Origin of the sequence: Mucilaginibacter sp. JRF, from assembly GCF_015223065.1 — a bacterium.
In the GTDB taxonomy this organism is placed as follows: Bacteria; Bacteroidota; Bacteroidia; order Sphingobacteriales; family Sphingobacteriaceae; genus Mucilaginibacter.
Genome location: NZ_JADFBY010000009.1, coordinates 118,767 through 140,181, shown reverse-complemented (window position 1 = coordinate 140,181; position 21,415 = coordinate 118,767). Strand labels below are relative to the sequence as shown.

Annotated in this window: 18 protein-coding genes; 6 read left to right on the top strand and 12 right to left on the bottom strand. The window is 43.4% G+C overall.

Going from position 1 to position 21,415, the window contains the following annotated elements:
* Window position 1: 1 nt before the first annotated feature.
* Window positions 2-820: a phytanoyl-CoA dioxygenase family protein gene (locus tag IM792_RS18355; protein WP_194103362.1), complete on the bottom strand. Its 819-nt coding sequence runs from the start codon at window positions 818-820 to the stop codon at window positions 2-4.
* Between the two features lie 227 nt (window positions 821-1,047).
* On the opposite strand from IM792_RS18355, the gene IM792_RS18350 reads away from it, so the two are divergent.
* A complete protein-coding gene (locus tag IM792_RS18350) occupies window positions 1,048-1,932 on the top strand; it encodes an AraC family transcriptional regulator (RefSeq protein WP_194103361.1) in 885 nt (294 codons plus the stop codon).
* A gap of 3 nt (window positions 1,933-1,935) precedes the next feature.
* Here the strand turns inward: IM792_RS18350 and IM792_RS18345 are convergent, their stop codons facing one another.
* The 3 genes from IM792_RS18345 to IM792_RS18335 all read right to left on the bottom strand — a co-directional run bounded on the left by IM792_RS18345 (window position 1,936) and on the right by IM792_RS18335 (window position 7,586).
* Window positions 1,936-2,754 carry a TIM barrel protein gene (locus IM792_RS18345; RefSeq protein ID WP_194103360.1) on the bottom strand — a complete coding sequence of 273 codons (819 nt, stop codon included), beginning with the start codon at window positions 2,752-2,754 and terminating at the stop codon, window positions 1,936-1,938.
* A 144-nt stretch (window positions 2,755-2,898) separates the two neighbouring features.
* Complete coding sequence (locus IM792_RS18340; protein ID WP_194103359.1) at window positions 2,899-4,626, bottom strand: RagB/SusD family nutrient uptake outer membrane protein; 1,728 nt, start codon at window positions 4,624-4,626, stop codon at window positions 2,899-2,901.
* 11 nt (window positions 4,627-4,637) lie between these two features.
* On the bottom strand, window positions 4,638-7,586 hold the full coding sequence (locus IM792_RS18335; RefSeq protein ID WP_228085255.1) for a SusC/RagA family TonB-linked outer membrane protein: 2,949 nt from the start codon (window positions 7,584-7,586) through the stop codon (window positions 4,638-4,640).
* Between the two features lie 436 nt (window positions 7,587-8,022).
* Here IM792_RS18335 and IM792_RS18330 point away from each other — a divergent pair, with 436 nt between their 5' ends.
* On the top strand, window positions 8,023-9,627 hold the full coding sequence (locus tag IM792_RS18330; protein WP_228085253.1) for a DUF6377 domain-containing protein: 1,605 nt from the start codon (window positions 8,023-8,025) through the stop codon (window positions 9,625-9,627).
* A gap of 187 nt (window positions 9,628-9,814) precedes the next feature.
* Here the strand turns inward: IM792_RS18330 and mnmE are convergent, their stop codons facing one another.
* Complete coding sequence (gene mnmE, locus IM792_RS18325; RefSeq protein ID WP_194103357.1) at window positions 9,815-11,176, bottom strand: tRNA uridine-5-carboxymethylaminomethyl(34) synthesis GTPase MnmE; 1,362 nt, start codon at window positions 11,174-11,176, stop codon at window positions 9,815-9,817.
* A 94-nt stretch (window positions 11,177-11,270) separates the two neighbouring features.
* Between mnmE and IM792_RS18320 the strand changes: the two genes are divergently transcribed.
* The gene (locus tag IM792_RS18320) at window positions 11,271-12,326 is read left to right on the top strand and encodes a nucleoid-associated protein (protein WP_194103356.1); all 1,056 of its coding nucleotides are present in this window, start codon (window positions 11,271-11,273) and stop codon (window positions 12,324-12,326) included.
* 79 nt (window positions 12,327-12,405) lie between these two features.
* On the opposite strand, the gene IM792_RS18315 is transcribed toward IM792_RS18320, so the two are convergent.
* The 7 genes from IM792_RS18315 to IM792_RS18285 all read right to left on the bottom strand — a co-directional run bounded on the left by IM792_RS18315 (window position 12,406) and on the right by IM792_RS18285 (window position 17,204).
* Window positions 12,406-13,227: an alpha/beta hydrolase gene (locus IM792_RS18315; RefSeq protein ID WP_194103404.1), complete on the bottom strand. Its 822-nt coding sequence runs from the start codon at window positions 13,225-13,227 to the stop codon at window positions 12,406-12,408.
* Between the two features lie 71 nt (window positions 13,228-13,298).
* The gene (locus tag IM792_RS18310) at window positions 13,299-14,180 is read right to left on the bottom strand and encodes a pirin family protein (RefSeq protein ID WP_194103355.1); all 882 of its coding nucleotides are present in this window, start codon (window positions 14,178-14,180) and stop codon (window positions 13,299-13,301) included.
* 37 nt (window positions 14,181-14,217) lie between these two features.
* Window positions 14,218-15,255 carry an Atu2307/SP_0267 family LLM class monooxygenase gene (locus tag IM792_RS18305; protein ID WP_194103354.1) on the bottom strand — a complete coding sequence of 346 codons (1,038 nt, stop codon included), beginning with the start codon at window positions 15,253-15,255 and terminating at the stop codon, window positions 14,218-14,220.
* Window positions 15,256-15,350: 95 nt separating this feature from the next.
* Complete coding sequence (locus tag IM792_RS18300; protein ID WP_194103353.1) at window positions 15,351-15,665, bottom strand: phenolic acid decarboxylase; 315 nt, start codon at window positions 15,663-15,665, stop codon at window positions 15,351-15,353.
* Window positions 15,662-16,051: a nuclear transport factor 2 family protein gene (locus tag IM792_RS18295; RefSeq protein WP_194103352.1), complete on the bottom strand. Its 390-nt coding sequence runs from the start codon at window positions 16,049-16,051 to the stop codon at window positions 15,662-15,664. Before IM792_RS18295 ends, IM792_RS18300 begins: the two co-directional genes overlap by 4 nt.
* 57 nt (window positions 16,052-16,108) lie before the next feature.
* The gene (locus IM792_RS18290) at window positions 16,109-16,468 is read right to left on the bottom strand and encodes a nuclear transport factor 2 family protein (protein WP_194103351.1); all 360 of its coding nucleotides are present in this window, start codon (window positions 16,466-16,468) and stop codon (window positions 16,109-16,111) included.
* Window positions 16,469-16,550: 82 nt separating this feature from the next.
* Complete coding sequence (locus tag IM792_RS18285; RefSeq protein ID WP_194103350.1) at window positions 16,551-17,204, bottom strand: hydrolase; 654 nt, start codon at window positions 17,202-17,204, stop codon at window positions 16,551-16,553.
* 343 nt (window positions 17,205-17,547) lie between these two features.
* On the opposite strand from IM792_RS18285, the gene IM792_RS18280 reads away from it, so the two are divergent.
* From IM792_RS18280 to IM792_RS18270, 3 genes are all read left to right on the top strand, one after another.
* Entirely contained in the window at window positions 17,548-18,108 is a 561-nt protein-coding gene (locus tag IM792_RS18280) for a Crp/Fnr family transcriptional regulator (RefSeq protein ID WP_228085249.1), read from the top strand.
* A gap of 68 nt (window positions 18,109-18,176) precedes the next feature.
* Window positions 18,177-19,811, top strand: a complete 1,635-nt coding sequence (locus IM792_RS18275; protein ID WP_194103348.1) for an ABC-F family ATP-binding cassette domain-containing protein — start codon at window positions 18,177-18,179, stop codon at window positions 19,809-19,811.
* 628 nt (window positions 19,812-20,439) lie between these two features.
* Window positions 20,440-21,294 carry an ATP-grasp fold amidoligase family protein gene (locus tag IM792_RS18270; protein WP_194103347.1) on the top strand — a complete coding sequence of 285 codons (855 nt, stop codon included), beginning with the start codon at window positions 20,440-20,442 and terminating at the stop codon, window positions 21,292-21,294.
* The last annotated feature ends 121 nt before the right edge of the window (window positions 21,295-21,415 follow it).

Here is a 21,415-nt window from a genome sequence, read left to right as displayed (position 1 = left end):
CTTATACCTCTTTATATATCAATGGATTTTGTGCCTCGTTGTTCAACAGATCCCCTATCTGAAGCGTATCCAGATAGGATTGTGGCAGCACATTAGCTATACCGTTATAAACGTTGCCATCGGGCATGTAAGCGCAGGTCATGGCGCGGCGCAAACCGGCGGTCATGTTGGCGTGGGCACCATGTATGGTTAACCCATTATGGAATGAGCAACTGCCGGCCTTCATTGGCGCGGCCACTGTTCGAGATGTTTGAAACTGCGGATAAAAGGTAAATATGGCATCCATATTTTTACCGATACCCGGGTTTTCAAAACCCGTACCCAAGTGTGAACCAGGTATAAAGAATAAGCAGCCATTCTCCAACGTGGCATCATCAAGCGCTACCCAAATGGATAGCGCCCTCTTATCCGTGAACGACCAAAATGGTGTATCTAAATGCCAGGAGGTTGGATTGGCCCAGGGTTTCTTAAATAAAGCCTGATCGTGCCATATCCTAATGCCATCTACCCCGGCAAGCTTTGCTGCCATCTCCCCGATTCGCGCATCAAACATCAGTTCCTTTACCTTTTCATTAGTTTGCCATAGGTTGATTGATTGCTCAAATACCTTGTTGTGATACTCGGCATCTTTATTAATACCATCATCATCACCAAGTTTAACAGATTTTCCGGGCATTTTTTGTCCCTTACGCTCGGCTAAGGCTTCCTGCACCACTGCTTTCCAATGCGCTAATTCTTCGGCACTCAAAAAATCTTCGATAATGATATAGCCCTGCTCCTGATAAAAATCAACCTGGGCTTGTGTAATGTTGCTATTCATAAAAGTTCACAATTGGTATAGCAAACATAAATAACACCGTAAATTTTTGCTTTACCAAAACAGATTAATTTTTGTCCTTTTTGATAAAACAGAATAATAACACCGATCATTCTAAAAATATCAAACAATCTATTTTAAGTATGATTTATTAAAATCACTAAGCAATCTATACTTTTCAATAACTCGCCCGGTTTGTAATTTTCGATACTATCTGCCATATTTATAGCATGCATAAAAGCTTTTTTAAATACCTGACGGTTGGTGAATCTGAAAAAGACTGGGGATTGTATGTAACCTCAGTGGGCTACTCAAAAGTGGAGCCTAACGACCGCTACCCTAATCAGGAACATCCGCAAAGCCATAAACTAACCTGGGACCGTGGGCGGATATTGAATGATTATTATATTGTTTTTATATCGAAGGGGAAAGGTGTGTTTGGTTCGGCAAGTATGCAAGCGGTAAATATAGAGTTGGGCACCTGTTTTTTCCTACTCCCCGGTGCATGGCATCGTTATAAACCCGACCCTGCATCAGGCTGGGAAGAATACTGGATAGGCTTTAATGGTTATTATGCCGCCCAATTAATGCAAAAGAACTTTAGCAGCGATAACCTGTTGATAAAAACAGGCATGAATAATGATATGCTGGGCTTGTTTCACAATCTTATTGATGTTTCGGCCACAGCAACTATTGGTTACACCCAGCAAATGGCCGGCATAACGTTACAATTATTAGGGATGGTGCATACGCTATCTGTTTTTAAAGAGCCCGGTCATGACCCTGTAGGACAGCTGATATCCAAAGCCAAATTCATTTTGCAGGAATCATATGAAAACCAGGTAGACATGGAAGCTATTGCCCGGCAATTACCAATGGGTTATTCATCTTTCCGTAAGGCATTTAAAAATATCACCGGCGAATCGCCCAATCAATATCACCTCAACTTACGGATAAACCGGGCCAAGCAATTACTGATAAAAACCGCACTCAACATCAGCGAGATAGCAGATCAGACGGGTTTTGAATCTGTTTATTATTTCTCCAAGATATTTAAAAAGAAAACAGGCGTTGCCCCTAACGTATTCCGAAAACAACTATATGATAAAGCCTGAAAGTTACACGTTATCTATGCTGGATCTGATCAGATCTTTTATATAACAATTGAGTGTAAACTGATCAGCCACTGGTTGCCCCGTTGCGGGTAGCGTTGGCATATAAGGTGGTGGGCCAAATTCAGGGGTTATGGTAAGGTACTCATCGCCTGCCAGCTTTCTCGCCGCAATTATGCGCAGCCACCAATCCATAAATATATTTGTTGCATGCTTCCACTCCTCTGTGCGCGGATCGGGCACTTGCGGGCCTTGCGGATGCCCCACACGTGCATGAATATGGCTTGTACGGGCGATCAGTTCATTAACAATTGCCTCACAATTTTCCAGATAGCTTTCGGTTACACAAACCCAATGCGAAAGATCGGCTGTTACCCGCATCTCCGGTCGATGCACAAACAGTTCATGTGCATTATAAGGACTGTACCCCAACCTACCCCTATGCGTTTCATGTACAACCCTGATGTTATTTTTAATAGCGAATTCATGCGCTGTATCTATAACCTGCAACTGTTCATCAACAGTAAAGTAATCGCGCCCGGAGTGTGAGTTGATAAACAGCGGTTCACTCTCTAAACACAGGTTGAGGTAATATTCAAACGATCGGCAAAACGCATCAATATTATTGCCATTTGCCTGATGCTGATGCGCTACCAAAGGCATATCGTAAAGCCGCAGTAATCTATTGAACTCTTTTCTGGCGGTCTTATCTTCGGGCACCCAGGTATCTACCCCATCAAACCCTGCGGTTTTGATCTTTATTAAAAAATCCTCAAATGGTAAATGCTCATGCCCCCATTGCGGTGCTAATAGTAATATTCGCATAAAACAAATATAGCTTTCGGTTTTCGTGGCGATGCTTGAATTATGTACATAAATTAAAAAAGCCCTTCAAATAATAGCATTTGAAGGGCTTGGATATACATTATGACAGGCTCAAAGTTGAAGCCGACGTTATTTGATATTTGATCAATATCCCGGGTTTTGCTTTAGCTGCGGGTTCACGTTCAGGATGTCGCGCCCGATCGGGAATATGGCTGTATGGTCATCGGCATCGGGTTGCTTATCCCACCAGGTGCCGGTATTGAATACTCCCCAGCGAATCAGATCGGTACGGCGACGGTTCTCTCCTAAAAACTCCCTACCCCATTCGTCCAGCATTTCCTGATCGGTTAACTGGCCACCATCTGCCGTGTACAAACTTGTTGTTCCTGTCGGGAAGTTACGCTGCCTAACCTGGTTCAAGAATGAGGCCGCCCCTGCCTTATCACCTTTACGGTATAAACATTCGGCCAGAGAGTAATAAACTTCCGACAGACGCACTTCGGCATAAGCTGAGGTTATGCGGTTCGGGTCGGGTGTTGGATACATCGGGTACTTCACCATAAACACACCGGAGTTATGATCAGCATGGTTCATGTTTGATTCCTTATCAGCAATTCGCTGGCCGGGTTTAGCCGCCAGAAACATCCCTACCTGATCGCGGATATACAGCGCGTAAGGCCCCTTGTTACCCCGTACCGTATCAGCCACCGGCGATCCGTTAACCGTGCGTGTGAATGGCAGGTATCCATATAAGAACATACCTTCGCGCTTGCTATCCCCAAGATTTTTATACTTCTTTAATCGCACATCATCAGGGTATTTATGAAACTTAACAAAGGGTTTACCCAGTTGATGGGTGTACTCCACACTGTCAACATTACGGCCGGGTTGCAGCGCATAGCGTGGATTAGCCTGCCCAAAATCGCTAAAGCCGAAATATAAAGGTGCATCATAAGTTACACCCCACCAAAACATACCACCATCATACTGCCAGTGGGTACGTGCCAATGTACCAGGAAAGCCGTATATCACCTCTGAATTAAGTGAGGTGTTGGTATAATCAAAAGGCGCGTCCCAGCGGGTATCAAGTTGGTAATTGCCGTATTTGCCGCTGATAATATCGCGGCATACGGCTTCGCATTCGGTAAACTTATCAACCCCGGTATAAACTTTGGCGTTAAGATAAAGCCTCATCAGCAAAGCAGCCGCTCCGGCCTGCGTCCAGCGGCCAATGCCATTAGCGCCTAATTGTGCACGGGTTGGCAAGCCGGGGATGGATTCCAGTAACTCCTTTTCAATAAAGTCAAAAGTTTCCTGCGGAGTTGACTGCGGGTTGCCTTGTGTTGAACTCTTAACATCGGTAACTATTTGTATGTTGCGATAAAAGTCAAAAGCCCTGAGATTAAACCATGCCCGGAGCGTGCGTAACTCTGATTTAAAATCGGTTAGTTCCTCCGGTGTAACACTTAATTTAGCCGGATCGGTAATACTTTCCATATCCTGCAACGAGTTGGTAGACAGTACTACTCCCTGAAATAAATTAGTCCATACGCCACTGGTAAAACCATCCTGCGGTGTCCAGGTGTGGTAGTGCATGCGTTGATAATATCCGCCATCCTGCCAGTCGCCCTGGCGATTGTAGGTGCCTATCTCATCGGTACTGTTCTCCATCACGGCGTAGTAGTCATTCCCTTGAATGCTCCAGTACGCATGCTCAAACGGACGTAAAAAATCGCGGATAACATCATCCCTGCGGGTCAGAAAATTCTTCGCGTCCACACGGTCGTACACCGTTTCGTCCAATTTGGTACAACTCCCCGTAACAAGCGCTGTAAACAACGCCGTAGTTATATATATCTTATATCTTTTCATGTCGTTATTTTTCAAAATGTTGCCTGTAAACCCAGTATCAATTGTAAAGTAGCCGGATAGTAGTTCAATGAAGTATTCACCCCCGGTGTAAGTCCGTTGATCTGCACCAGGTCAGGGTCGCCACCTGTATAGCTTGTAAAGGTGTGCAGGTTACGCCCGGCGGCATATATCCTTACCGATTTGAGGTACTTGGTTTTCAGCGGTTGTGTATACCCCAGCGCCACGTTATCTATTTTTACGAATGAGCCCGACTCCAGAAAATAATCGGACGCTATGGATGTGGTTGAATTACTTGTTAGCTTGGAGTACTTGCTACCGCTATCAAATGCCGATTTAAGCAAATTAGCGTCAGACTGGCTTGAGGGCGTACCCAGGTAAAATGCCGGTGTATTGAATATTTTATATCCGAAAGCGCCGCGCAAAAACACATTCAGATCAAAGCGTTTATAACGCAGGCTATGGTTCATGGATGCAGTAACTTTTGGCAAACCGTTGCCTACGTATTGCTTATCATCATTATTAGCCTGGTTGGCGGGCACTATGCTGCCGTCTTTACGGTAAACTAACAAAGCGCCATCATCATTCACCCCTGCCGAGCGGAGGGTAAAGAACTCGCCAATGCTGTGCCCTTCTTCAATACGTTGAATATTTCCGGGAGAGCCGGGTGCGGGCAATCCGGCCACATCCTGAAAGGTTGCGCCCTGATAGAGGTTATTTGAGAATGAGATGAACTTATTGCGATTATAAGCGAATGCCAGACTCACGTTATAGTTCAGGCTTTGTCCTTTTACAACAGCGCCACTCAATGTAGCCTCGATACCGTAATTGCGCATGGTACCCACATTAGTAAACGTTTGCGATTGCGGGTTAGGCGGCAGCGGCACGTTGTAATAGCCCAACAGATCCTTATTAGTACGCACATAGTAATCGATTGATCCGCTCAACCTGCTGTTCAGTATCGAAAAATCAATACCGGCGTTAAAGTTGATGGCCTTTTCCCAACTCAGATCAGGGTTTATGTTTGATGCGGGGCCGTAAACCTGGTATTGCACTCCGTTGAAAGGAAAATATCCGGCACCGCCGTAAAGCAATAATGAAAGGTAATTACCAAAATCCTGGTTACCGGTTACGCCATAATCGGCACGTACTTTTAACTCATCCACCCATGGCAACGCATCCTTCAAAAAGCTTTCTTCAGATATTCTCCAGGCACCTGAAACGGATGGAAAATCGCCCCACTTGTTGTTTGATCCGAATTTGGATGAACCCTCATGGCGTAAGCTCGCGGTAAGGATGTAACGATTATTAAAATCATAATTAACCCGCCCGAAGAACGCTATCAATGTTGAACCGTTTTGTGTGGAGTTTACAGCCGACTGCCCCTGCCCCGATGCACCACCATTGAAAAGACCCGAACCAAGGTTATTCCAGAAATAGGTATCGAACGGAAAATCATAATTCTGGGCGTAAAACTGCTTATAATTATATAGCGAGTATGAGTAGCCACCCAATACCTTGATATGATGCTTTTGCAGATCGAGCGAATAATTACCCGTCCATTCCACATTCTTCTGATCATTTTCCTGCTGTTCCTGTGATGCGAAATTGGTTTGCGTTACCCTGTTGGCATGCACAATGGTTGACAGGTTTGATGGGCGGAAATTCATATTCCTGGCCGAGCGGCTGATCTGTGAAATAGTGATCATGGTGCTCAAATTTTTCAAAATATTAAACTTAAGCGAGCCGTTTATATCCATCTCCTTTATATCCGCGTCGGATTTGATGAGCTTGCCATTTTCAACCGGATTGTTGGAGAAGAAACCCGTATTAATGTAATTATATCTCCCCGCGGTATCAAATATCGGATAGGTAGGATTGAGCGTTAACGCGTTGTTAAAATTCCCCTGATCGGCATTGCTCACACTCATGTAGCGTGGAGCAATATTCAACGTTGCTACCAGTGTGTTATCTTCTGTGGCATGGTTCAGGCTTATCCTCGCGCCATATTCCTTTTTGCGGGCACGCAGGTCAATACCATCAGCATTACGGTAATCGGCAGATGCGAAGTAGTTGGTGCGGGCTGTACCTCCTGATAACTGCACCGTATGCTTTTGGCTAAAGGCCGGTGAATTGGTTACCTCATCCAGCCAATTGGTGCGGGCCCCGTAATCCTGCCCCTGGCCGTTACTTACCCGGTTTTGGATAAACTCCTCGGGCGAGAGATTTTCCAGGCGATTAGTTACGTAATCAAAGCTGGCATAGCCATCATAAAACATGCGCGATTGCGATGTACCCTTTTTAGTTGTGATGATGATAACACCATTACTACCCCGCGTACCATAGATAGCCGCGGCGGCACCTCCCTTCAATACATCAATACTCTCAATATCGTTTTGGTTGATGTTGTCGATATTACCACCCGGCACACCGTTGATCACGTACAGCGGACCAAGGCCAGCATTACGTGATGAGGCGCCCCGGAGCTGTATGTTAGGCGATGAATTGGGGTCGCCACCGGCAGTGTTGGTAATGGTTAAACCGGCCACCTTGCCTTGTAATGACATGAGCGGGTTATTGGCCGATACCGGCAACAGATCTTTACCCGAAACGTGTGTTATAGCGCTTGATACTTCTTTTTTATCCAGCGTGCCATAACCTACGCTTACCACTACAACCTCCTCCAGCGTACTGTTTGATTGTTGCAAACTGGCATTCACCGTTGTAGCACCGGCAATGTCAACCTTTTTAGCCTCATAGCCAATAAATGAAAAAGTAAGGCTCGTGGCCGTTTCGGCAACGCTGAGTTTGTAAACCCCGTTAACATCAGTGGTAGTGCCTGATGATGTACCCGTAACCGACACACTTACGCCCGGTAATGGAGCGCCTGTGGCCGCCTCGGTAACTTTGCCGCTGATCTGTCGGTTTTGCGCATAGGCAGACGATCCGGCGGCGAGAATCATAAAACAGACCCTCAGCAATCGTAAAAGTTTTTCTTGCATAATGGTTTAAAATTGGTTTTCAACTTGGTACAGCTATCGCGCCATTGAGGATGGCAGATGCTAACGGCACATTATGTAATTGATACCGCTAAGACAAAGTAACTGTGTGTGAACATCGCTTTTACGAACATTTTAACCCAACCGAAAAAATCCATCTTTTTAAACATACAACTTGCTTTAAATCAAAATATTGAGATTTTTATCAAGGTTAAAAATCCAGACTCAGACCGGCCTCAAAAGTTGTTATTCTCAACAAAATAGGATATTTTCAGCCTCGATAAACCTATGATTTACCAGTAAACCTCACGCCACAAACTTTAATAAAGAATGTGATCAGCCGGTGTTCTATTTCACCCGATGTTGTCGATGAACGGTTTGGGTATACTAACAAATTGATATGAAGAAGAATGTTTTATTAATGATCCTGTTTTGCGGGATGATTAACATGGCCTGCAAAGCAAACAGCATCAAGGCCGACAGTTTACTGACCTTGCTGAAAAAAGAACTGACCTTGAAACAACGTTATGATATGCAGGTTGAAAGCAAAATCATTTGTTTGAAAGAACGTTTAAGGCATCCCGATCATCAGAACCTGCCTGCCCAGTTTAAACTGAATTACCAAATATTTGAAATGTATAGGGCTTATAAGTTCGACTCGGCCTTTGTATATGTCAATAAAATGATCGGTATAGCTGAAAAAATGAACAACAGGCAGCAATTGATCAAAAGTAAGATATTGTTAGGCTGGACATTTTTAAATTGTGGTTTTTACAAAGAGGGGTTTAACGTGATGGATGAACTAAGACCCGATGAGCTCCCGATCGGCTTAAAATCAGATTATCTGATATTAAGATCACGGTTATATGAAGGCAATGCGGAATATAACAATGACAACCATTACTCCAGGCTTTACAGCCAACGGTCAAAAGAAGATCTTAATGATGCAGTAAAAATCGCTCCGGTTAGTGAGTTTGAAGGAACCATTAATAAAGCTTTCTTGCCGCCGGATATTCGCGACAAAAAACTGACTGTTGAATATTATTACAAATACATTATGGGGCATAAATTGGGGGCTCATGCCATAGCAATGGTGGCCACCCGGCTTAGTTTTGCCTTCACTGGTGAGGACAGGATATTCTTTTTGGCACTTGGCGCAATTCATGATATTCGTTCGGCTACGAAAGAAACCCTGGCGGTATTTTTGCTTGGCCAAGAACTATATAAAATTAACCGCACCGAGGAAGCTTATTTTTTTATGCAGGAGGCCGCTTCAAATGCGAAGTTTTACGGGGCACGTAGCCGTGAAGTACAGATCCAGTCACTTTTACCGATAGTTGCAACAAAGTTATTAGCCGAAAAACAACACGAAAAAGATAAGCTACTGATCGGCGTATTGATCGTGCTGATCATTGTGATCATACTGTTCTTTCTCTTGGTCATCTACCGTAAGCAACTGGCACAAATTAAAGCAAATGAGCATACTATATCATTCCAGAATACCGAGCTCAGAAATATGAATGAGAAATTATGGGAGTCGTCCCGAATAAAAGAGGAACTGATCGGGCTATTCCTGAAAACATGTTCCGCTTATATTGATACGCTCGACAGGGTTAAGCGAAAAACACTCCATAACATCAAAACAGGTAAATACAATGATATTAAACCTATACTTGATAGCTTACATATCGATAAAGAAAAGGAAAGTCTTTACGAAACGCTCGACAGTGGCTTTATAAAGATATTCCCCAACTTTATCAGCTCATTTAATAACCTACTTAGTAAAGAAGATCAGATATGGCCTAAACGCAGCGAAACGCTCAACCCAACCTTACGTATATTCGCACTGATGCGTTTGGGTATTAACGAATTACCAACCGTAGCCAAAATATTGGGCTATAGCGAAAGTACTGTTTACAGTTATAAAGTACGTGTAAAGGCTAAAGCATTAGTACAAGGCAATGATTTTGAGCAGAGCATTATGAATATTAGGATAACGGCTTAAGGCAAGTTAGCCAGGATTTAATGTTGCTGTTTTTTTATAACCTTAAAAACTCTTCCTTTCCTTTTGAAATAAACTTAAGTATATAGGTATCAATTTTTAATAGTAATAAAAAGCAAAAAAATACTGATTGGTTTTTATTTCCAACCACCTGATAACATGTCATTTAAGAAATAAAAAATAGCGATTTCTACTTCCCGATACAGAATTTACTAAATATATTATCCAACAGATCATCAGTAGTTACCGTTCCGGTTATTTCGCCTAAGTAGTGCAGGGCTTGTTTGATGTCCATGGCTAAAAAGTCGGAGGTGATATAGCCGTCGATGCCGTTGAGTACACGGTTTAGGGCTTCTTCGGTTTTTTGGAGGGCTTCGAGGTGGCGGATATTGGTTACCAGGGTTTCGCTGCCGGTTAGTTGTTCTTTAATGGCGGCATAGTATATTTTATCTTTCAGCTCGTCGATATGTTGTTTTTGTTGGGCTGATACTTGTATGGCTTCGGCTGGCAGGGCGTTGAATTGATCTTCCGTTAGCAGGTCTATTTTATTAGCTACCAACAACAGGTTCACCCCGGGGCGGTGCAGCTTTTCAATATCCGCGTCGAGTTCTTCGACCGTTATCTGCGCGGCATCGTACACGTAAATGATCAGGGCCGATTGGTTGATTTTTTCCATTGTCCGCTCCACTCCTATCTGCTCAATAGCGTCGGTAGCCTCGCGTATGCCGGCGGTATCTATCAGCCTGAAATTGATACCTTTTATATTAAGCACCTCCTCAATAGTATCGCGCGTGGTACCGGCAATATGGCTAACAATAGCACGTTCCTCATTCAACAAGGCATTCAACAGGGTTGATTTACCGGCATTGGGTCTACCTGCTATAACTGTGTTCACGCCCTGTTTAATGGCATTACCCAATTCAAAAGATTTGATCAATCCACCGATCACCCGCATGGTATCAACCACCAGTTGCTTTAGCTGATCGCGGTTGGCGAACTCTACATCTTCTTCCGAAAAATCGAGTTCCAACTCAACCAGCGAGGCAAACTGAACCAGTTGCTCACGCAGCGATGTTAACTGATTACTAAAGCCTCCCCGCAGTTGCTGTAAGGCCACTTGCTGCGATGCCTTTGAATTCGCGGCGATCAGGTCGGCCACGGCTTCGGCTTGTGACAGGTCGAGCTGACCGTTCAGGAAGGCTCTCAGAGTGAATTCTCCCGGCTTGGCGGCTCTGGCACCTTGTTTTATTAGTAAACGGATGATACTCTCCAAAATATAGGTTGAACCGTGACATGATATCTCCACCACGTTCTCCCGCGTATACGAACGTGGCGCCACGAATAACGACATCAGCACTTCATCCAGCAGCACCTCACCATCGGCAACATGGCCAAAATGTATGGTGTGCGATGCCTGTTTGGTCAGATCCTTACCCTTAAATACGCTGTTGGCAATAGTTATGGCTTGCGGACCTGAAAGGCGGATAACGCCGATGGCACCAACACCGTTTGGTGTGGCAAGTGCAACAATGGTATCTTCGTGTAGTATCATACTTTGCGGCAAAGGTCGGTATAAATCGTCAACTTTCAACAATGAAGCATCAGGCGCATGTCATCCCGAAAAAAACCTCATCTTTGCCCACAATATGGTTACCTCTTTCGAAGCTTTTTTAGATACCCTCTCCGTCCACCACGTAGGCAATCAGTCGCAGGATGAAATGTATTCCCTGTCTGATGAGCCGCTTGACCTGAAGGACGAGATGATACCGCGCCTGCTAATGCAGTACTTTTTAACCCCGTTTGAAAAAACTAACGAGGTGTACCACCTGATGCATCATAGCGACATCAACCTGAACGAGATATTCAGCTTCGCTACGCAGATTTTTGAGAATAACGAGCGCTTTCATGAGCTTTCGCAACTAATAGCTAAACATTTATACAGCGTATCAAATCACCCTAAAATAAAATCGGGCGAGGTATATGTGGGCTTTTTTAATAATGTACAGATAGAGGGCGAGTTGCTAGATGCCATCGGCATATTTAAATCAGAGAACAAGGAAACTTACCTGAAGGTTTATCCCGATAAGGGCGGCTACAAAATGGATTATGAGGAGAATGGCATTAACATTAACAAACTCGACAAAGGCTGCCTCATTTTTAATACCGCTAAAGAGGATGGATACAAAGTAGTTGTGATCGACAAAACTGGCAACAGCCAGGATGCTGCCGTGTACTGGAAGGACGATTTTCTGCAACTCAAAATACGTAACGACAACTTTAACCAAACCGCTAACACACTCAGCATCTACAAAAACTTTGTAACCCAAAAGCTTGACGATGAATTTGAGATGAGCAAGGCCGACAAAATAGACCTGCTGAACCGCAGCATGAAGTATTTTAAGGAAAAAGAAACCTTTGATATGGATGAGTTTACCGGCGAGGTGATCGGTAATGAGCAAGCCATCGAATCGTTCAAGAACTACAAGCAGCAATACGAGGAGGAGTTTGAAACCCCGATTGCCGATAGCTTTGAAATATCAACCAATGCCGTAAAAAAGCAAGCTCGTGTATACAAGAGCGTATTGAAACTCGATCGTAACTTTCACATTTATATTCATGGCGATAAAGAGTTGATTGAAAAGGGCTTTGATGATGATAAGGCGATGAATTACTATAAGGTTTATTTTAAGGAAGAACAGTAAAATATCATTATAAAGAATTTATAAACAAGCAAGGGTGACGTTATTGTCACCCTTGCTTGTTTATATAGGTAGATGCAGGTTATTCCTGTATAAACTTCAAAATATCGGCATTAATGGTAGCCGCCTCCGTAGTTGGCATACCATGCGGAAAGCCGGGGTACGATATCAGCTTACCATTTTTAAGCAGGGTTACCGCTACAACCGCTGTAGTTTCAAACGGCACAATCTGGTCATCTTCGCCGTGTAGTACCAATACAGGCACATCGGCGTTCTTTAAATCCTCGGTAAAATCAGTTTCTGAGAATGCCTTTACACAATCATAATGAGCTTTGATGCCGCCCATCATGCCCTGGCGCCACCAGTTATCGCGTACGCCTTGCGAAATTTTTGCACCCTCACGGTTATAACCAAAAAACGGCATGGTAAAATCCTGAAAATATTGCGGACGGTTTGTTGCCGTATTTTCACGTATCTCATCAAAAACCGACAATGGTATACCGTTGGGATTGTTATCATTCTTAACCATTATAGGTGTAACAGCGCTGATAAGTATAGCCTTAGCAACACGACCCTTACCGTGCTTAGCCACATACCTGATCACCTCGCCCCCACCTGTTGAGTGGCCGATATGAACAGCATCTTTAATATCAAGCGCCTCCATCAGTTGTTTTACATCCTCGGCATAGGTATCCATATTATTGCCCTCAGATGTTTGGGTTGAACGGCCGTGGCCACGGCGATCATGCGCGATGACACGGTAGCCTTTTTCTACAAAGAACATCATCTGCGCGTCCCAATCGTCGCCTGATAATGGCCAGCCATGGTGAAATACAAGTGGTTGCCCTGTACCCCAGTCTTTGTAATAAATTTCGGTTCCGTCTTTTACTGTGATTTTCATGATTGGTGTTTGGTAAGTTGTTAAGTTGAAAGATAATTTTACATATAAAGATAATGCTATTGCACAGATTTTAATTATACTTTAACACGTTGTTTTTCATAATCTATCTTGCCGTAATCGCCATTGTAATAATCGCGGTAGGCATTCGCTATATCCAGCTTTGAATTCATCACAAATGGACCTTCAGCTTCGATAGGCTCGTTATAATTCTCCCCGCCGAATAATAGAATATCACAGGCTTCGCCATTGGTGTTTGTCAGTTCAACGCTACCCTCTTTTCTGTCAAATTCGATAAACTCACCACCATTGAACTTTTCATCGTTTATTGAGGCTGGTAGCGTTGGTAAATAGGCCGCCACTTCCAGCTTATCGGCAAGTTCAATTTCAAATTGGGCGCCGGCTTCCAGGTGTATGTGATAAAGAAACTGCTCGGAATAATTCGGAATAACTGAGTTCAAATCTTCAAATCCACCCAGTATCACCTTGATCCATCCTTTGTTTTCAGATAATGTTTTAAATGGAACCGCGTTACCCTCTACCGATAAATATGCCGGGGCTTCGGCTTTAATATTTGAGGGCAGATTGATCCAGAATTGAAAGCCATGCACCAGTTCCGAATCGGTTTTTGAGTCACTGTTCAGTGTTTCATCATGAATAATACCATTACCGGCCTTCATCCATTGTACACCACCCGAATGTATCTTACCATAATTGCCCGCGCTATCAAAATGCTCGCCCTCGCCATTCAGTATATAGGTTAATGTGGCAATACCGCGGTGCGGGTGGGCGCCGGTTCCTTCTTTGTTGATCGTGGTTTGTTTGTTCGGCACTATGTGATCTAAAAAAACTATAGGCCCTACCGCGTCGGCATAGCGGTTAGGCAGTATGCGGTATATTACCATGTCGCCAATATCAGCCCTTTGTCCGCGGGTAGAAAAACTGCTTTTCTTTTTCATGTTATATTGTAATTGTGAATGGCTTAATGTCTTGTTGTTACGAAACCTGTTTAGGCGAGTTTTGCCTCACCAGTGGAATAACCCTACTGCCTATCAATTCAATAGACCGGGTAAGTTGTTCATGAGTAAGCCCTGCATTATCCATCTGGAATGTAAAACGGTCTACCCCGCCCAGGGCTTCGCTATGGCGAATAAGCTTTTCGGCAACAGTTTCAGGTCCGCCTACTACAAGCGCGCCCTTTGGTGCTATCTGCGCATCAAAGCCCCTGCGGGTTACCGGCGGCCAGCCGCGTTCTTTACCGGCTTTGGTCCATAGCTCGGCGTAACCCGAATAGTAAACTTCAACGGCAGAATGATCATCCTCCCACACAAAACCCGGCGAATGCAACCCAACCTTTAACTGATCAAGAGTAAAACCGGCTTCTAATCCTGATTTTCGGTACAGATCAACCAATGGAGCAAATTGTTCTGTTTCGCCGCCTATAACGGCCACCATTAAGGGTAAGCCCAGCATACCTGCCCGTACAAATGACTGCGGTGTACCGCCCACGCCTACCCATACTGGTAACTTTTGCTGTATAGGGCGAGGATAAACAGGCTGATCTTGCATAGCTGGCCTGAACTTACCCGACCAGGTAACAAATTCTTCATCCCGTATCTGGAGTAATAACTTCAATTTCTCCTTAAACAAGGCATCATAATCATTCAGGTTAAAACCAAACAACGGATAGGCCTCAATGGCCGAACCACGGCCAACCACTACTTCTGCACGCCCTTTTGAAATGATATCCAGCGTAGCGAAATTCTGAAAAACACGTACAGGATCTGAAGTGCTGAGTACCGTTACAGCACTCGTTAAACGAATATTTTTAGTACGTGCTGCCGCTGCCGCCAATATCACGGCCGGTACAGAATCCAGAAACTCCTTTTTATGATGTTCGCCTATGCCGAATATATCTAGTCCGGCCTTATCGGCGGTAACAATTCTGGCCAGTAGCTGCTCCATAGCGTTTTCGCTGCTCAGCTCCTTGCTTCCATACATTGCCGAGGCAAAACTATCTATACCTATTTCCATATTATGTCCCTTGTTTTTTAGTAGATAATTCAGTGGTGTTGTATCCGAAATAACTACATTGAATATTTAGTTTTTGTGTTGTTATTATGTGGTTTTTACAATGGGCTGATAGTCCCTTTCATCGGGTAAAAGCTACCATCAGGCAAGGTGGCATTGCTGTAGAGGATGCCGTTTTCATGATCTTCAACATGGGTAACTGTTGCTCCCGTGGCTTCTTTCCATGCAACCATGTATACTCGCGGGCGTACCTCGGCTATGGTGATCTGTACCTTTTCGGTATGCCCCGGTTCGCCCGGCCCACCGCCTTCTATAATCTTGAATATCAATGATTGCTCCGACTCAAAGTAAAGCTCAGCCTTGAACGCTCCCAAATCAGCCAGGAACTTGTTGCCAATTAAATTATTCATCATACCTCAGCGTTATAGTTAAATGATGTCATGGGGTTACCGCTGGCGGTTTTTGAGGTGGGTACTTCTTCCTGTACCACATCCCAGTGTTCCGCAATCTTTCCGTCCTCAAACCTGAAAATATCAACCACAATAAGCGGTGTTGGCCCCCAGCCTTGAACCCGGCTATGCGATATAACGAGGTTATTAATTTCTACAAAAATACCGGGAATCCATTGGAAGCCGGTATCAATACTGTTTTTCAGGATATCTCTCAAACCCTGATGCCCGTTGATCATTGATGGGTTATGCTGCACGTAATCTTTGTGCCAGTAACGTTCAATGGCGTTGTGGTCACGGTCAACAAAAAAGGCTTTCATTGCCTGTTCCACTATTTCTTTATTGGTCATTTGTTTATCTCGAATTAGGTTGAATGTTTATTTATTAATTGGTTTTATTGTGATTAATCAGCTTTCAAGAAAAACGTAAAGTGATTTGATCTTGCCATCTTCTAAGCGGGCAATATCCATCCCGGTAGATACCGGCGATTGCCCCTTTGGCCCTGCTCCCCAAATGGCCCGGCCTATATCGTGATTGATCAAAACCGGTTTAAGCAGGGTAAACTCAAAGCCCGGAGGCAGGCTTTGCTGCACAGCCGTAACGCTTTCGTTAATGGCATCATGCCCCGTTACCTGATCACCAAAATGATATAAGGTGGCATCCGTAGCATAAATTCTTTCAATAGTCTTTAACCTTGCTTCGGCATCCCTTTCGTTCCACACCTGGTGCAGGTTATCTTCAATTATCTGGATCAATTGCTGGTTCATGTTTTTAATAGTAGATGTGATTGTTGTGAACAGAAAAACATCAACACCCTAAATAAATCAGGATGTTGATGTGTAGAATTTATTATTGTGCAGGTACAGGTGTTGCCAGTAATTGTTGTTCCCAGGCATAAGCCACACCGGTAGCACCGGCATGCTCTATCATCAGGCTTGATAATTGGGTCGCGGTATCAAGACGTGCCCAATCGCGCTGCCACTCAGAGGTTACAGCTACCCAGTTAATTGGCGTAATGCCATGTTGTACCATACGGCGTACAGCCATATCATGCGCTTCGGCAGTTACCGATCCACTGGCATCAGTAATAACAAATACATCATAACCTTCGCCCGCTGCCTGAATTGCAGGCATGGCCACACATACCTCCGTCCACAAACCGGCTATTATCAGTTGTTTACGGCCGCTTGCGGCAACAATATCGGTAACGGCAGGATCTTGCCAGGTATTGATGAAGGTACGGTTTATCGGCTTCTGCTCCGGAAATACGTCCTGTATCTGTTTAATGATCAAGCCACCACGTTCTTCAACAACAGTGGTAAGTATGGTTGGTACATTAAATATCTTAGCCGCTTTTGAAATTCCGGTAACAGCATTAATGATCATGGTAGGTTCATGACTGTTCAGGTTAGAGAACTGGAAAGGCTGATGATCGATCAATACCAGGATACTGTCTTCGGGACGCAGCAGGGCTTCAAGACCTGTTTTTACATTGTTTTGCATAATGTTGAGTTTGTATGATGATTTAAAAAATTGAATGCGATTTTACCGGCCGGGTATTTGATAAAAGCAAAGTTGATGATCCGCCTAAAAGCGAAAGATGATATTTGTCGAAAAAAAAGGTAGATTTATATCTATATATTTGGTTTTGCCGACATTAGACGAAAGCCTTAAAACACCACAACAAAAAGGCTTTCAATTGATTAAACCATAACAGCTATAGTACTACTAAAGAAATGCGTGTATAGTTGTACATTTGTTTAAGCAAACAATTATTACTTAATACCATATTTTAATATTAAAACAGACAGGCGGTTTTTATATGCACGAGGCTTTTTTTGAGTATTTGAACAGATTTGATTGCCCCCCAATTACCGAGGAGGAAAAGGAACTTTTCAGGCAGGCCTTTGTCCCGGCTAAGCTTAGAAAGAGGCAATACCTGTTGCAGGCCGGTGATCAATCCAAATACTTCGCGTTAATTGTAAAAGGCGCCATGCGGCAATACTCGGTTGACGATAAGGGAAATGAACATATTGTAAGACTTGGTGTTGAAGGCTGGTGGATGGGCGATCGTGAAAGCTGGGTGATGGGCTCGCCGAGCCAATACCATATTGACGCCTGGGAAGATACCGATATGCTTTTGGTTACCCGTGCTAACATATTGGAACTGCTGAAAAAAACAAGAATTATAGGCGAAATGATGCGCCAGCTGGACGAGCGAAACTATATTGCCAATCAACGCAGGCTAACCTCAACCATAAGCGCTACAGCCGAGAAGAAATACCTGGATTTTGTGGAGTGCTATCCGGCATTGGTCGAAAGATTTCCGCAGCATATCATCGCTGCCTATCTTGGTATTACTAAGGATACTCTGAGCCGGGTAAAGCGCCAGCTGCTGCAAAAATAAAGAAGTATTCGGCGTACATACTTGATGGTGGTTGACTTATCTTTGCGCCAAATTCAATATTCCATACTGTGATCAATGTTAATAACATCTCCGTTTCGTTTGGCGGAACCACCTTGTTTAGTGATGTAACCTTCTCTATCAACGAGAATGATAAGATAGCCCTGATGGGCAAAAATGGCGCGGGTAAATCAACCATCCTCAAAATTATTGCCGGTGCTTCTAAGCCTACCACCGGTAATGTAACCGGCCCCAAGGATGTAGTGATAGCTTACCTCCCGCAGCATTTACTTACCAAGGATCATGTTACCGTTTTTGAAGAAACGATGAAAGCTTTTGACGAGGCCAGCTCAATGCAAAAAGAACTGGACGAGTTGAATGAACAGCTTACCATCCGTACCGATTACGAGAGCGATGATTACATGAAGCTGATTGAGCGGGTATCTGAATTGAGCGAAAAATTCTACTCGCAGGAGGAAGTTAATTACGATGCCGAGGTTGAAAAGGTATTGAAAGGACTTGGTTTTGAGCGCAAGGACTTTACCCGCCAAACTTCGGAGTTTTCGGGTGGCTGGCGTATGCGTATCGAACTGGCTAAAATACTCTTGAAAAAGCCTGACCTGATACTACTTGATGAGCCTACCAACCACATGGATATTGAGAGTATTCAATGGCTGGAAGATTTCCTGATCAATTCGGCTAAGGCGGTAATGGTTATCTCGCACGACCGTACCTTTGTTGATAACATCACCAATCGCACCATCGAAGTTACCATGGGGCGGATATATGATTATAAGGCCAAATACACCCACTACCTGCAACTACGTGCCGACCGCCGCATACACCAGCTAAAGGCTTACGAGGAGCAGCAACGTTTTATAGCCGATAACCAGGAGTTTATTGACCGTTTTAGGGGTACGTACTCTAAAACTTTACAGGTACAATCGCGTGTAAAGATGTTGGAGAAACTGGAGATCATCCAAATAGATGAGGTTGATACCTCGGCACTTCGTTTAAAATTCCCGCCATCGCCACGTTCCGGCCAGTACCCGGTAATGGTAGAAGATCTAACTAAAAAATATGGCGACCATGTAGTATTTGAAAAAGCGGCCATGGTGATAGAGCGTGGTGAAAAAGTAGCTTTTGTGGGTAAAAATGGTGAAGGTAAATCAACCATGATCAAAGCCATAATGGGCGAGATAGATTTTGAGGGATCATTAAAAGTGGGCCACAATGCCAAGATCGGCTACTTTGCACAAAATCAGGCATCGTTATTAGATGAAAACTTGACCGTGTTTGATACCATCGACCAGATACCTTTAAGCGATAACACCATCAAGATCAAAGATCTGTTGGGCGCATTCATGTTCAGCGGTGACGATACTACCAAAAAGGTAAAAGTATTATCAGGAGGCGAGAAAACACGTTTGGCCATGATAAAACTATTGCTTGAACCGGTAAACGTACTGATACTTGATGAGCCGACCAACCACCTCGACATGAGAACCAAGGACATTATTAAAGATGCCTTGAAAGACTTTGACGGAACGCTGATATTGGTATCGCACGACCGTGACTTTTTGGACGGACTGGTTAAAAAGGTATTCGAGTTTGGTAACAAACGCGTACGCGAACATTTTGAGGACATCAAAGGCTTTTTGGCCTATAAAAAGATGGATAGCTTAAAACAAATAGAGCAAAGCTAATCACCGGTTTCTCTGTAAAGAATTGATTGCCGTAAGTTAAACTTGTGTTTGGCTTACGGCTTTTTTATTAAAAGGGTTTTATTTACCAAATCACCTAATAGATGATCCCAAAAATCACAAAAGTGAGAAGTATGGGCAAATCGAGGTAACAATATGCGCTATGTTATTAATTAAAAAACAATTAATAATTAGCAAGAAAGTTTCTAGAAAAATCTAAAAGCCCAATTAATTTTATCAAAATCTACGTCGCTTTTACACTCTTTTTAAAGAAACATTTAAATTTCTGCCTGAACCGTCAGATAATACTGAACTTCACACTGTTATTTTGATAAAATCAACTCACCAAAACTCAATATTTTTTTCAAAAAATATCTACAATCCTCAATCCACAATCTAAAATTTCTTCACCTCAGCATCCCAAGAAAATCTAATCAATTTTTAATAGCTGTAGATAATTAATTTATGCAATCCGGCTCAAATTTATATTGAATTTGGGGCTGTGCTAATTTGCTATCTATTTAATGTTTTTGGAACAAATAATTACCAATAGAGCATTCTACTATTGTTTTAATTATAAATATGCAAAATTTGAGGAATTAAATTTAACCAATAAATTAAAACCTACCTCATGCTAAACTACCTAAAAGCCTATCTCGATTACAATGGTGCATATCCGGCTCGTATAAGGGCACGTCACAATCATTTTTGGAATACCCCTACTGCCGAAATTGTTAGAAATACTGTTTTGCAGGCTGATGATTCATTCTCAAACTGGATGGACGCCGCCGACTGGCAACGTAAACTGAGCAACAAGAGTAACGCTAAGGAATTTGCAGCGAAACTTGGTTGCAAAACAGCTAAAACTTACTGGAAAGGACGGAATATCGATTGTGTTGACTTTAGCATTTTGCCCGAAAACTATGTGATCAGGCCAACAGTGGGTCACTCCTCAAATATGGTTTTTATCATGAAAAAGGATTTCAATCTATTTGATAAAAAGCATTATACAGAACAGCAGATCAGGGAGTGTCTTAAAAAGGAAGTCGCACAAAACCCGCACCTGGAGTTTTTGTTCGAGGAATTCTTAAAGAACGAGAATGGTAAAAATGAAATACTTACTGATTATAAATTCTTTTGCTTTAATGGCGAGGTAGCATGTATTTGGGTGATTGACCGTTTAAGCCCGTCAGAAGGTTACAGCGCCTTTTACGATGAAAACTGGGTGCCCATGAAACGCGTGATCGAAAAATACCCACCGGCTCAATATCAAAATCAACCTCAGTGTTTTGCGGAGATGTTGCGCCAGGCAAAAGCCATGAGCCGCGTGTACCAAATATTTGTACGGATAGATTTTTACGCTACAAACGACGGCGCAGTATTTGGTGAATTCACCCCGACTCCATCTATGGGAGGCGGCACTACGCCATTTGGTCAAAAACTACTGATCTCTTATTGGGATAAATATTGTAAAGGAATGGTTTAGCAGTCATTCCTTTACTGCTATAGCGCAAATTGATTGGTGAACGGGCTAAGCCATGTAACATTTATTTTACACATTTATACAATTGTGATGCAATTGCCGTTTATGGTACAAAGTATTTGTT